At 43.3% G+C, this 14,110-nt stretch carries 8 protein-coding genes; 5 read left to right on the top strand and 3 right to left on the bottom strand.

Features of this window, described 5'->3' with window-relative positions; genetic code table 11:
* Positions 1-44: 44 nt before the first annotated feature.
* A complete protein-coding gene (sixA, locus tag JYB87_RS07025) occupies positions 45-515 on the bottom strand; it encodes a phosphohistidine phosphatase SixA (RefSeq protein ID WP_207356163.1) in 471 nt (156 codons plus the stop codon).
* 170 nt (positions 516-685) lie between these two features.
* Between sixA and JYB87_RS07020 the strand changes: the two genes are divergently transcribed.
* From JYB87_RS07020 to JYB87_RS07010, 3 genes are all read left to right on the top strand, one after another.
* Entirely contained in the window at positions 686-3,475 is a 2,790-nt protein-coding gene (locus tag JYB87_RS07020) for an insulinase family protein (RefSeq protein ID WP_207356162.1), read from the top strand.
* A gap of 121 nt (positions 3,476-3,596) precedes the next feature.
* Positions 3,597-7,991: an EAL domain-containing protein gene (locus tag JYB87_RS07015; protein WP_207356161.1), complete on the top strand. Its 4,395-nt coding sequence runs from the start codon at positions 3,597-3,599 to the stop codon at positions 7,989-7,991.
* 118 nt (positions 7,992-8,109) lie between these two features.
* Positions 8,110-8,556 (top strand): hypothetical protein, encoded by a 447-nt coding sequence (locus JYB87_RS07010; protein WP_207356160.1) that lies wholly within the window; start codon positions 8,110-8,112, stop codon positions 8,554-8,556.
* Positions 8,557-8,815: 259 nt separating this feature from the next.
* Here JYB87_RS07010 and JYB87_RS07005 read toward each other — a convergent pair whose 3' ends face one another.
* Both JYB87_RS07005 and JYB87_RS07000 read right to left on the bottom strand, forming a co-directional pair.
* Positions 8,816-11,272, bottom strand: coding sequence for an ABC transporter permease (locus JYB87_RS07005; RefSeq protein ID WP_207356159.1), 2,457 nt, complete (start codon positions 11,270-11,272; stop codon positions 8,816-8,818).
* Positions 11,272-11,991 carry an ABC transporter ATP-binding protein gene (locus JYB87_RS07000; RefSeq protein WP_228729965.1) on the bottom strand — a complete coding sequence of 240 codons (720 nt, stop codon included), beginning with the start codon at positions 11,989-11,991 and terminating at the stop codon, positions 11,272-11,274. Before JYB87_RS07000 ends, JYB87_RS07005 begins: the two co-directional genes overlap by 1 nt.
* Positions 11,992-12,040: 49 nt before the next feature.
* Between JYB87_RS07000 and JYB87_RS06995 the strand changes: the two genes are divergently transcribed.
* A complete protein-coding gene (locus JYB87_RS06995; RefSeq protein WP_207356157.1) occupies positions 12,041-12,622 on the top strand; it encodes an arylesterase in 582 nt (193 codons plus the stop codon).
* 429 nt (positions 12,623-13,051) lie between these two features.
* Positions 13,052-14,110 (top strand): DUF3083 family protein, encoded by a 1,059-nt coding sequence (locus tag JYB87_RS06990; RefSeq protein WP_207356156.1) that lies wholly within the window; start codon positions 13,052-13,054, stop codon positions 14,108-14,110.

Raw genomic sequence — 14,110 nt, 5'->3', positions numbered from 1 at the left:
CTTCTGAGCCGATTAACTCAGGATTTACGCGTATCAGTCGTAGCTTAACTGATGCTGTGTGGCGATTGCTGCCACATCAAGGAAGCATGTTTGCCCATAAGATCCACCAAAGCCACGGCGGAAGTAGCAAATAGAGGCGGCTCCATGCCCGGCACAAATTCACTGACCATATAGCCAAGCAACGGCATGTGCGATACCACCAACACATTTTGCGCTTTAAACTGCTCGGCGTACGCCATCACAAGTCGTGACGCCATTTCAGGATCGGCCGCAGGCACTAATTCATCAAGCACCTTTACCTTATGAGGTTGTGGGAAATGTGCTGAGACTTCCGTCCAGGTTTGCATCGCACGCAAATAGGGGCTGACCAACACGAGGTCAAACTCAGACACGCTGTTTTTTAACCATTCGCTCATCATGCCGGAATTGTATGTTCCCGACTCAGTCAACGACCGTTCCCTGTCGCTTCGCGCATGGTGTTCCGCTTCCCCGTGCCGCATCAGAAATAACTGCATACATCACTCACTCATGATGATCTATTTTTATTATGACTGACTATTGTAGCCTTTTCTCTTTTTGGAACAACTCCCCTTTGTTGTCCGCTGTCGCAGAAAGTTGACGAAATTTGCCAAACGGCTGATTCGGCTCCAATATATAGGAATTAACCGACTACGAGAATGCACTTTTGGCGCCTTCAAGCGACATCATCATCAGCCCTAATGACACGCGCGAATATCGCTTCATCACCTTGTCTAATGGCATAAAAACACTGTTAGTCAGTGACATGGATGCAACACAGGCGGCAGCTTCGGTTGCTGTTAACGTGGGTCATTTTGATGATCCAGTCTCTCGGCCTGGGATGGCGCACTTTTTAGAGCATATGTTGTTTCTTGGTACGGAAAAGTACCCTGACGCGGGTAGCTTTTTAGAGTTCATTAACCAGCATGGTGGCAACAACAACGCGTGGACAGGCACAGAACACACCAATTTCTTCTTTGCAATCAATGCAGAAGTATTTGAAGAAGCTGTCGACCGCTTTAGTCAATTTTTTATCGCACCGCTGTTTAACCAAGAGTTGGTTGATCGAGAACGCCACGCAATTGAATCTGAATTTCGCCTCAAGCAAAAAGACGATATTCGGCGGATTTATCAGGTGTTAAAAGAAACGGTCAATCCCGCACACCCCTTTTCAAAATTTTCGGTGGGAAATCTAGACACCTTAGCCGGTGAACCTGCGCAATTACGGACTGAACTACTGCAATTTTATCAACAGCATTACAGTGCCAATTTGATGGCATTGAGTTTGGTGGGGCCTTACTCGTTGGATGAACTGGCGGCATTTGCCCAAGATAACTTTGCCCCGGTACAAAATAAGCAGTTGCAAAAGCCTTACCCCGATACACCACTGTTTACCAAACAACAGCTCGGAAAACTGATCACTATCGTGCCGCTGAAAGAACAAAAACGGCTAACACTTAGCTTTGGTATCCCAAGTATCCACACCCAATACCAACAAAAGCCGTTGACCTTTATCAGCCATATTATCGGCAACGAGGCAGAAGGCAGTTTGCTGTCTTGGTTAAAAAATCAAGGGTATGCAGTCAGTCTGTCAGCTGGTGGAGGTATTCAAGGCTACAATTTCAAAGAGTACAACATCACTATTCAACTGACGGAAAAAGGCCTACAAAACTATCATTCTGTGGTGTCTGCTTGTTTTGCCTTTATCAAGCTTATCGCCACCCATGGCATGCAAGCTTGGCGTTACGATGAACGCGCCAATCTACTTAAACTGGCGTTTCGCTATCAAGAACAAACAAAACCAATGGATCTCGCCAGCCATTTGAGCATGAATCTGCATCACTTTACGCCGCAAGATGCGGTGTGGGGCGATTATGTCATGCAGGGATTTGATGAGCCGCTCACCCAGCAAATGCTCGATTTAATGTCGCCAGATAATATGCGACTGCAGTTGGTATCGACTGAATTTCCAACCGACCTTCATGCAGATTGGTATCACACGCCGTACTCAGTCTCAGACATCCCTGCCTCTACGTTAGCAGAATGGCAAGCGCCAACACTTCCTGAAGGGATGGATCTGCCCTTACCTAACCCATTTATTGTTGACGATAGCAATGCTCGGCAAGAGGATAATGTCAGCGCGACGCCGGTGATCATTTCGGAAGGTGCAGGATTTCGTATTTGGCACAAAAAAGATGATGAATTTAATGTGCCTAAAGGCCACATCTATCTCTCATTTGATTCTGAATCAGCCAGTAAAACCGCACGCCATGCAGCACTCACACGCCTTTATGTCGAAATGCTGTTGGATCATTTAGCCGAATTTACCTATCCAGCAGAAGTGGCTGGACTGAGCTACAACATCTACCCCCATCAGGGTGGTATTACCCTGCATTTGGCGGGCTACACCGGCCAGCAGGAAAAACTGCTCGATGTGCTGATTGATAATGTTACTGGCTTCACGCTATCTGAACAGCGGTTTCACAATATCAAACTACAGTTACTTCGCAGTTGGTATAACCACCAACAGTCAAAACCTATCTCTCAGTTGTTTAACAGTCTAACGGTGACGCTACAGCAGCGTAACTATGAATTGCACAAAATGGCTGAACTATTGGAAGACTGCACACTGGAAGAGCTCAATCAACATGTAGCTGAATTCTTTAGTGAAATTTACCTTGAGGGATTGGTCTACGGCGACTGGCTAAGCAATGAAGCTAAACAACTTTCCAAAAAGCTGCGCCACATCCTTTCATTAATATCTAAGCCAACGGCAGAGTCAGGACGCGAACTAGTCAATCTCACCAACAAAGGTACCTTGCTGCGAGAGTTGAATGTGGCGCATCAAGACAGCGCGATTATCGTCTACTATCAATCGGAACAAACCAGCCCCGAGCAGATGGCGATTTTCAGTTTGTTGAATCACACCATGTCGTCACCATTCTTCCACGAACTTCGCACAGAAAAACAGCTAGGTTATATGCTCGGAACTGGTTATCTGCCGTTAAACCGACATCCGGGCATCATCTTTTACGTACAATCCCCTGTCGCAGGGCCGCTAAAACTACTCGAAATCATCGACCAGTTTATTGCCGACTTTAATTACGCCGTCATGCAGATTACCAATGGCCAATGGGAAGCCACCAAACAAGGCTTAATCAACCAAGTCATGGAACAAGACGCCAATATGAAAACCCGCAGCCAACGCTATTGGGTGAGCATCGGCAATAAAGATTATCAATTTAATCAACGTGAAACTGTAGTCGCTCAAATCGAACAACTGACTCGGGCCGATCTGATTAAGTTTATGATGCAAAAAATGCGCACCAAAACTGCGGACCGACTGGTACTGTTCAGCACCGGCGAACAACATAAGCAAACGGGCACATTAAACTCTGGCACGCTAATTGATGATTTAAAAGCGTTTAAACACCAGAGTGACAACTTTGAGTTTTGACGAAGTACCCAAATCCAACGCGTCAGGGACGACGGTTAAATGTCAGTAGGCTAAAAATTTGACGGAAGACAGAAGAAATTAACAAACTGAACTCAATCGTATGTTACTTAGCCGTTTCATTTTGACAAATTGGTTACTTTCTGAAAAAGTGGGCATTCAACTACTTGGCATCGACTATACAAAGACTAAATTTATGCCGATAAAAATTCTTGGGTTACTTCTTCTTGTTCAGCTTTCTTTTTCTTTAGCAGCCTACTCCGCACAAGCTTCCGATGACACCTCTCCTGTAGCTAATGGTAACGCTGTTTCCACTGATGTCGTACAACAAGATGGAGAGCTAGAGTTTTCACCACCAGTACTGTTAAACGTTGACTCTTATGGAGTATCGGAAGGGCTATCTCAGAGTACTGTAACAGCTGTTGCTGAAGATGATGACGGCTATATCTGGATCGGAACACTCAATGGTCTAAACCGGTTCGATGGAAAAGAGTTTAAACAATTTTATGCAAATGACGGTACGGGACTTGGATCATCCCTTATTAGCTCTGTTTTATATTCAAACTCCATAAAAGCATTGTTAGTAGCTACTCCACAAGGACTGTTCAAATATAACAAAAATACTGAATCTTTCGAAAATTATAAAATTTATGAGCCAATAAATGACATCTCTGAATATGAAAACAAAATTACAATAACAACACCTAATGCAATTATAGGACTAACCCAAAACACTACAAAAAACCAAAGTACACTAAACAACCTTAAAAAATCGATAGAACTTAATAACAATGTATATTATTTAACATTTGGTGGCAACCTTTATAAAAATGAACAATTAATAAAAAGCAACATACTCCAAATAGAAAATTTTAACGATGAATCATTCATAGCATTAACGGAAAGCAAATTACTGAAGATATCTACAACGAAAATCCAAGATTTCAGTAATGACAGCTACTTATCAATAACTATAAAAAACAAAATTTGCTATGCGATAAACACAAGAGGCGAGATATATTCTATCGGCGAAACTGGTAGAATTAAAATTGGTAAGATTGATATAAATAACAATAAAATATTTTCAATAACCAAAACATCAAAAAGCTTAATTTTCTCCACCAGTAATAATGGTTTCATTATATCTAGAAATACCAATAATATTATTTCAACAATAGAAAGCACAAAAAGCGATAACATTTGGTCTGTCAAAAAATTCAAAGATAAAGTCTTATATGCCGACGAAAGCGACAACCTTAAACTCTATAGCTTAGACTTTAGAAAATCACAAAAAATCCAAACAGAAATAATAGGAACAAAAGCGATAGAATTTAATGATTTTCATTTTTTTGTAGGAAACATTTCAGGTCTATATATAATAAACAGAAGCAATGGAGGTAAAAACAAAATATTATCCTCCGGTGTTAATATATTAACAAAATCAGAAGACACTAATTATTTATATATAGGTACGGTAGATGGGCTCGTCATTAAATACGATTTAATAAAAAATAAAACAATACAAACCTATGATGTAGATTTAGGAAATCCAATATTTGATATCATTGAAAGCAATGAACATCTAATTGCTGCCACTCAAGGTGGGACATTTTTAATAGATGAACATGAAAAATATCGAATTTCAGATAAATTCTCGGTATCTGTAGCTATTGATAAAAGTAGCAACAATATATTTATAGGAACTTTGTCAGGAATAGAAACATACGATCTAGAAAGGCGAAACCTTAATGATGTATATTATAGTGGAAACCCAATATTCTCTATAATGAGCATTGATAATTATGTTATTTCAACATCAGTGAGAAGTGTAATAATTTATGATAAGGTAAAGAAAAAAAATTATATCTTGTCCTCTAAAAACGGAGCGCAACCAGAATATAATACTCAAGGGATAATTTCCGATGATAGAGGAAACTTAATTTTCGCAGGGACATCAGGTTTGAATTTATTAAATCTTGAAAAATTTATAAAAAATTTAGAACCATCAGAAAATATAAAAACAAATCTAGAAAACCTCTATTTGTTCAACAAACAAGTTGCCGTAGGTAGTGAAATTCTAAGCGAATCAATAAACACAGAAGACGAGCTAAAACTAAAGTACTCCGACTACCCTTTTTCAATTTATTTCAGCAGTCCAGATAGCGGTTACAAAAATATAAAATATAGATACAAGCTCGATGGTTTCGATAGCAATTGGCTAGTTTCAACTGATGCACAACTTGCAACCTACACAAACATTGCCCATGGTGAGTATTATTTTATTGTCAATGCTATAAATCCGATAACATCTGAGAACTCTAAAGAAAAACGACTTAAAATAATTATTTCCCCCCCTTGGTGGTTAACTACAACTGCAAAAATTTGCTATTCTATAATGACCTTTTTAATTTTAGTTTTTTTAATTAAAGCTTATTTAAGAAGAAGGTCAATTCAACGACAAATTGCTCAAAGTGAAGAACGTCTTAAGTTATCGTTGTGGGGCAGTGGCGACGAGATGTGGGACTGGGATATTGAAACCGGCAAAATTTACCGTTCCAATATTTGGGGTGCCCTTGAATTCCCTATGGATGGACAACGTTCAGGCAAGAACGGCGAAGAAAGTAATATTCATCCTCAAGACCAACAGCGCGTCAAAGATACGTTAGATAGACACTTTCGAGGAGAAACCGAACACTTTGAAGCCACCTATCGAGTTCGCAGTAAAAATGATGATTGGTTGTGGATTCTTGACCGCGCCAAAATAGTTGAGCGCGATGACAAAGATCAACCGCTACGTATGACCGGCACAATAAAAAATATCAACAGTTTTAAAACCGCTGAAGAGCAGTTGCGCTTATTTGAACGTGCGATTGAAAATATCTCCGAAGGTGTATTCATTCTTGACACCGAGTTCCACTTTGTTGAAGTCAACGATGCGGCCTGCATCATTACCAAATATTCACAAGAGCAAATGCTGGGCAGTCCGCTGCACTTTAGCAAGTACTCTGCTGATTATAACAAGCAGTTGATGCTGGTGTTGAAACAACAAGGACGTTGGAGTTCTGACATCGAAGCGATTAGAGGTGACGGTAGCGAATTTCTGATGGAACTGACAGTGGATGCCATTTACGACGAACAAGGCACCCTTACCCACTATGTTGGAGTATTTTCCGATATTTCCCATCGTAAGAAGCAAGAAGCGGAATTGCGCCGCCTGACTAACAATGACTTGTTGACTGGATTACCTAACCGATCAAACTTGCAAGTTACCCTCGAAAACTTGGTCAAAAAAGACAGCCATCACACCTTGATGATGATGGATTTAGATAACTTCAAAAAAATTAACGATTCGCTTGGGCACCAAGTGGGTGATGAACTACTCAAAAAAGTCGCCATTCGCTTGAAAACGGCACTGCCAAAGTCAACCAACCTTTATCGTCTTGGCGGCGATGAGTTCGCTATTTTAATTGATAATAACCCCGATATCGGCTCTAGTGCGATCATTGCCAATGATATCATTGAAGCGTTTCGTGACCCGTTTGCGCTCGCTGATGAGATACTGGTCGTAGGCGTGAGTATTGGTATTGTACTGTACCCCGAAGACGAGCAGAACGAACAAGCATTGCTTCGTAAGGCGGACATCGCGATGTACCACGCTAAGTCAGCAGGGGGTAACCGCTACCAGTTCTATTCTGAATCTCTCAACCGTAATGCATTACGTCAGCTTGAAGTGGAAAGCTTAATTCGTGAAGCGCTTCGAGATGATTATTTTGAAGTTTATTTTCAACCTAAGATTAGCTTAGCCACCAACAAGTTGGCAGGAATGGAAGCGCTGGTCAGGTTAAATCACCCTAAACATGGACTGATATCCCCAGGAGAATTCATTCCTCTAGCTGAGGAAACCGGTCTAATTGTTGAAATTGGTGACGTGGTATTGAAAAAGGCATGTTTCGCTGCACAGGATTGGCGTCAGCAGGGCATATTTAATGGACGTGTAGCGGTCAACTTATCGTCACGTCAATTTGCACTGCCAGATCTGCAAGCTCGCATCGAAGAGATACTGCAATTAACTAAATTACCTGCAGCGAATTTAGAATTAGAAATTACTGAAGGCACCGTCATTAAACAGCCGGAAAAAGCAATCAAGGTGATGCATCAATTAGCCAAGCTCGGCATAAGTTTGGCGCTGGATGATTTCGGCACCGGTTATTCGTCGCTTTCTTATTTAAAACGCTTTCCCATTCATACCTTAAAAATTGACAAGGCATTTGTAGACGATATCGATAAATCTGATCGCGATCTCAAAATGGTAGATTCAATTATTACGATCGCCCACAACATGGGCTTGTCAGTCGTGGGCGAAGGTGTCGAACAATCGGCCCAGCTCAATATTTTAAAAGCACTTAAATGTGAAGAAATTCAAGGATTTATATACAGCAAGGCGATTTCAAGGGAAGAGTTTACCGCTTATTTGGAACGAGATATGAATTCAAACAATTTGGAAAATGGAACCAATTAACAAGTAGTCAATTTTACGACGTTTAAAATTGGCACACTAGATGCTTTATCTACTCTGATTTTATATCGAGCCTCTCCGGCTTGGAAGCTTAGCAATTATAAATAAGAGAGATAGAGATATGATTAAAGGATTTGTATTATCAGCTTTAACCATCGCGTGCTTGAGTTCATCTTCTGTGATCGCTAGTGAGCTTCAGAATGCAGGAGCTAGTCTGATTCCAAATGTCAAAATCAAGCCAACCGAAACTAGTTTGATTCCTAACGTCAAAATCAAGCCGACTGAAGTGGCGCTAATTCCTAACGTTAAAATCAAACCGACTGAAGTGGCATTGATTCCTAACGTTAAAATAAAGCCGACTGAAGTAGCACTGATTCCTAACGTTAAAATCAAGCCGACTGAAGTAGCACTGATTCCAAACGTTAAAATCAAACCAACTGAAGTAGCACTGATTCCAAACGTTAAAATCAAACCGACTGAAGTAGCACTGATTCCAAACGTTAAAATCAAACCGACTAATGTCTCGCTGATTCCGAATGTCAAAATCAAACCAACTCAAGTTGCTTAAGGAGAATCACTATGCTGAATTCAATCAAAAAAGCGCTGGGGATTGCTAAACCACAACGCAAAAAAGCGAAATTACCAAAAGGTTTGGTCAAACTTGAGGTTGTTAATGCTAAAGGTTGGTGGAACTAATTGGATTAACCATCCGATTACGAATGTCAAAAAGGGAGCTTACGCTCCCTTTTGCTTTATCTATTTAACGTCAGAATTACGGCAGATAATATCCTCACGGCAACTGCCGCTAGGCTAAAAGTTGCCTGCTGTCAAATTTCTAACTTAAGTAATTCGCCACAAGATTTTCGCAATAAACCAGCACAACGGCATAATCCCAAAATAGCCACTAACGCCGCGCCGCTTAAAGGCGCTAACCACCACCAGAGATAATGTGCAGTAACCTGCAGCTCAAATACTTGGGTTTTCAAAATCCACAATGCAAACTCAGTGACCGTAACGGCAAGTACCCCGGAAACGGCGCCTAAAATGGCAAACTCCAATGTGGTTGCCCATCGCAACAAGCCACCGGAGGCGCCAAAGGTACGCAAAACGGCTAACTCTTTTTGCCGCGTTGCCATTCCCGCTTCTGTTTGCGCAATCATGACTAATGAACTAGCTAAGATCACCATAACGAGCACAAGCGTCAGCGCCATAGAAACCTGCGAAATAATGCCACGTAGCTGTGAAATCATCGCGCCGACATCAATAATCGAAACCGTAGGAAATTGCTTAATCAGTGCCAAAACCACCTCTTTCTGGCTCGAATCTAGATGAAAGCTGGCCATAGAGGTGTACATAAATGGCGCGAGCGCTTCCTTAGTAAAAATCATAAAGAAATTGGGCTGCAACGTTTCCCACTGCACCGCCCGAATACTGGCGATCAAAACCTCAACCTGTTGATTATCAATCGTGAACGTCAATTTATCGCCTAGGCCAACACCTAAGCGCTCCGCTACGCCCGATTCTATCGACACTTCATTGGCTTGCTGATTAAAGTGGCCTGAGAGAATTTGATTATTCTCCGGTAAGGTTTCACGCCATGTTAGGTTTAACTCTCGGGAAATGCCCAAACGCCCACGTTCGCCCTGTTGCCGCTGCTCTGGCGTGATGAGCTCCTCGCCATTGATAGCGCTTAATCGACCTCTAATCACGGGATAAATATCGGTCATATCCACCTGATGCGATTTAACAAAATCAGTCAGCGGTTGTACTTCTTCAGGTGCAATATTAATGAGGAAGTAGTTCGGGGCATTTTCAGGCAGCTGCTGCTGCCACTCGTTTAACAAATCTTGCCTCAGCGCTAATATCGTCAGTAACAATACTAAAGCGCTAGAGAACCCCACCAATTGCACTGAATTTTGCCGTGCGCGGCGGCGTAGCCCAGCCAACGCCAACGCTACTGGACTGGAAGTTTTCATACCAACAGTGCGCCCTGCGCTCACCAATAAATACCCCATTAGCGCGAGCAGTAGCCCTAATAACACTACACTGCCCACCACAGTCAGGGTGAGTGTTAACGAGCGAGAATAGATCCACCCAAGTAAAGCCATCGCCAGCAAGCTCAATACCGTATGTAACCAATTAGCAATGGTTGATGCCTCAAGCTGTCGCTGTAATACTCGCAACGGCGGAATAGAGAGCAGTTTTAATAGCGGAAAGGCAGAGAACATCAGTGCGCTGATAAATCCGGTCGCGATACCGAGCAATATCGGGCGCCAAATCGGCCCATCATAGGCGGCAATTTCTGGTGGCAACACTGGCGTAATTGCCATATCCAATAAAAAGCCACCAATAAGCCCAAGTATCACTCCAACACAGGTCACCAATAACAGGTGTAATCCAAATAAACCGCGGATCTGCTTTGCAGATGCCCCAAAGGTTTTGAGCATCGCCACCACGTCGTAATGGCGTTGACAATAGCGTTGCGCCGCAATGCCAATGGCCGCACACGCCAAAGCGATTCCGAGTAAGCTCGCCAACAACAAAAAGCGCTCTGCCCGCTTTACTGCAGATGCCACGGGCGAGTCGCCCGATTGCACATCAACCCATCGTTGTGAAGTACTTAATTTGGGTTTGACATACGCTTCAAACTCAGCGAGAGCACTTGCATCCCCCGCGAATTGATACAGATAGGTCACTCGACTGCCTGGCTGTACCACACCAGTAGCATCAACATCATCAAGACGCATCAACACCACCGGCGACGAGGCAAACAGGTTAAAACCACCATCTGGCAGTCTCAAAATCTCTGCCGCCATGTTCATTTGAATATTGCCGATTTCCACCGCTGCGGGTTGATTCAGTAATCCAGCCAAACGAGTCTCGTACCACAGCTGCTGTTTACCTAATTTCTGATCTGGCTGGGACGCTGCGAGCTCCACCTTACCTTTTAAAGGATAGTTATCATCAACCGCGCGGACGGTGACCAGTTGAAATGCGTCACCAGCATATACCATCGAATTGAACTGCAAGCTGCGCGACAGCTTCAGCCCCAATTTTTGGCTTTCGCTTAGAATGGTTTCATCGATGGGTTGTGGTGAATTGATAATGCGATCGGCGGCGATAAATTTTGACGCCTGGCCATTAATTGCCACCTGTAAGCGCTCGCTGACTCTCGCCAGGCCAGTAACGGACAACACCGCCAGCATCAGTGCCAGAATAATCAGCACTAATTGCCCCTGTTTAAGTTCGCGGTTAAACAGCCGCCAAGCTAATTGCCATTCCATTAGCTCGCCTCCTGCTCCGCTGCGACTTCAGCTTTCTGTTTTGCAGTCACTTCAAAAAGTTGACCATCTTGCATTTCAAGCTGACGTTGACAACGCTTCGCTAAATTTAAGTCGTGCGTCACTAACACCAGCGTAGTAGCGCTTTCTCGGTTCATCGCAAACAGCATATCCGCCACACGGTCAGCATTGTGTTTATCAAGATTTCCGGTCGGTTCATCTGCAAATAGCACTTTGGGTTCGCAGATAAAGGCACGGGCAATCGCCACCCGTTGCTGTTCGCCACCAGAAAGTTGTTTAGGCAGATGCCCTAAGCGATGCTCCAACCCGACACGCTTCAGCATCTGGGTAGCTTTTTCTCGCGCATTCTTAATGCCAGATAACTCAGCTGGCAGCATGACGTTTTCTAATGCTGTTAAGGTATCCACCAACATGAATGATTGAAAAATAAAACTGATCTTTTGTTTTCGCAGCGCCGCCTTTTGCTCTTCGTTTAACCCCACCAGAGAGACACCGTCGAGGCTAATTTCGCCAGTCGTTGGTGAATCTAGCGCAGCAAGCAAGCCAAGCAAGGTCGACTTACCTGAGCCAGAAGGTCCTAAAATCGCGACACTTTCTCCAGACTTGACTTCCATATTGATGCCTTTCAGGATAGTTAGCTCACCTTCTTGAGTCGTTACTGTTTTCACCAACTGGGAAACTTTTATGGCATTGTTGTTCAAGTTCGCTTCCTTTTTATGTCGTCCTGTGGCGCTACTACCACTGTGGTTAATGATGTTGGCGTTACCAACACATGCGGCAACCATGCTAATCGTCGGCGACAGCCTTGGCGCTAGTTATGGCGTAAATGAAAAAGACGGCTGGGTTGAGGGACTACGCAAAGCATTGCCACAACATACCCTGATAAATGCGTCTGTCAGTGGTGAAACATCCGCTGGAGGCCTACGCCGCTTGCCCGCGTTGCTCGCTTCTGCAACGCCGGATGTTGTCTTGATTGAGCTAGGTGGAAATGATGGATTAAGGGGCTTTCCGCCGCAACAGCTGCAAAACAATCTTACAAAAATGATAGCGTTAGCTAAGCAAGCAGGTGCCAAGGTGATGCTGTCAGAAGTCATGGTGCCCCCAAACTATGGCCCACGCTACGAAAAAGCATTCAGTGCCGTTTACCAACAACTTGCCAAAGATTCTAGCGTCACTCTCATTCCATTCTTTATGACAGTTATCGCACCCTATCCTGAATTGATGCAACGCGACGGCATTCATCCTAATACGCAGGCACAACCGAAAATCACTGAATTTATGCTGCCGTATATCGCGCAAGCATTAACGGCGGTTAAGCCTGCTAAATCTTAACGCTGCAACACGTTCTTGCTTACGAAGCGGCAGTCTGTACGGTTCAAATTTTTGTATCCACAGGCTGCTCATCAGCAAAATTTCGCTATAGAAATAATTAATCAGCTAACCAATGGCTGAAGTTTTGCCGCGCTATGCCTAAAAACGTCAGCGATGCTTGCTGCAATACCCGTTCAGGCTAACGCGTTTTCATTAAATAAAACTAAAAATCAGTGCGGCGAATGCCTGAAAATTCATTTGCTCACGCATAGCTATTCACAAACGGTATTTAGTCGGATTTCAACTTCGCTGCAATATGAGAAAAATTGAGTAAAAACGGGGTTTTGCATAAAAAAATATCGGGCGAAAAAGGTGATTTGCACTCTATATCAGAATAGCCGACAGGACTAAAATATGCGCAAAGTTTCACCACTATTCTCAGGAGAGAGTATGTCCCAAGCAAAACTGTATGTGCCCCTGACTACACGTACTAACCAATATATCAGCGCCGAATTAAAACTGTCAGACGAATTACTGCAACACTATGCTGATGCCGAACAATGCTATCTGCAAATTGCCGAACAATTTTTTAAACTGGCGGATGTGCACCAACTGTTTAATGTACATCTGATTGCCAATGATAAGCTGCCCATCGTGCGCTATCACACCGAAGCCTATTGCTTGCAAACCGCTGAGCAAATTCTGTTTTTCTATAACCCTGAATATCACGAAGCTCAGAACCTGTTCTATCAGGCAGACTATCGCGCCCGTAAATTACGCTTCCTGTTTTTGGCGACCGGCAATGATATTCGCGCTAACGCGGCCGCGTTTCACAACAACGTGCGAATGGTGATGGATAAGCTGATCACTCAGCTGCCAGCCCAATCACAACCGTTCAAAATCCGTGACCACCAACAGATGTCATACGACCTGTTTGCCGCCGCAAAACGCAATACTGAAACCTATGGCTATAAACTGCGTAACATCTACATGCGCTATAAGTCTCGTGGTTGTGAATTGCCAACCAATTACACCTCTACTGCACACGTCAAGGTTACGCTACCACTGTCGCGTAAATTGAAGCAGCAGATTTTGACAGAAGGCCAAAACGAACAAGCCTTGTACCATTACTTGGAAGATCAGTTTCTTAGTGCGATTAATCAACGCCATTTGAAGCATTCTGCCATGATTGCTAACGGTCTGACTCCGTTAGTGCGTAACAGTAAATTTGACCAACGCGGCCAAACAGCGGAAACCCAACATGTGGGCTTCAATCCGCAAGATAATGAAGTGGAATATCAACGCTATTGGGATGGTGGCAAACGCCATGTTGAAGCAGTGGATTTCATTTTGGTGGCCACCCAACAAGACTATGCTGAACCGGGTTATGGTCGCTACATGAATCAAGTTGAAGCTGCGCTGAGAGATTTTGCCAAAGCGATTGGCTTAGATCCTAAAACTCAAGAATTGACGGTTGGTTTCTATCAACATATCAGTTACTTAATCTAA

It is taken from the genome of Shewanella avicenniae (assembly GCF_017354945.1).
Taxonomy (GTDB): Bacteria; Pseudomonadota; Gammaproteobacteria; order Enterobacterales; family Shewanellaceae; genus Shewanella; species Shewanella avicenniae.
This window is presented reverse-complemented; position numbering and strand designations above follow the sequence as displayed.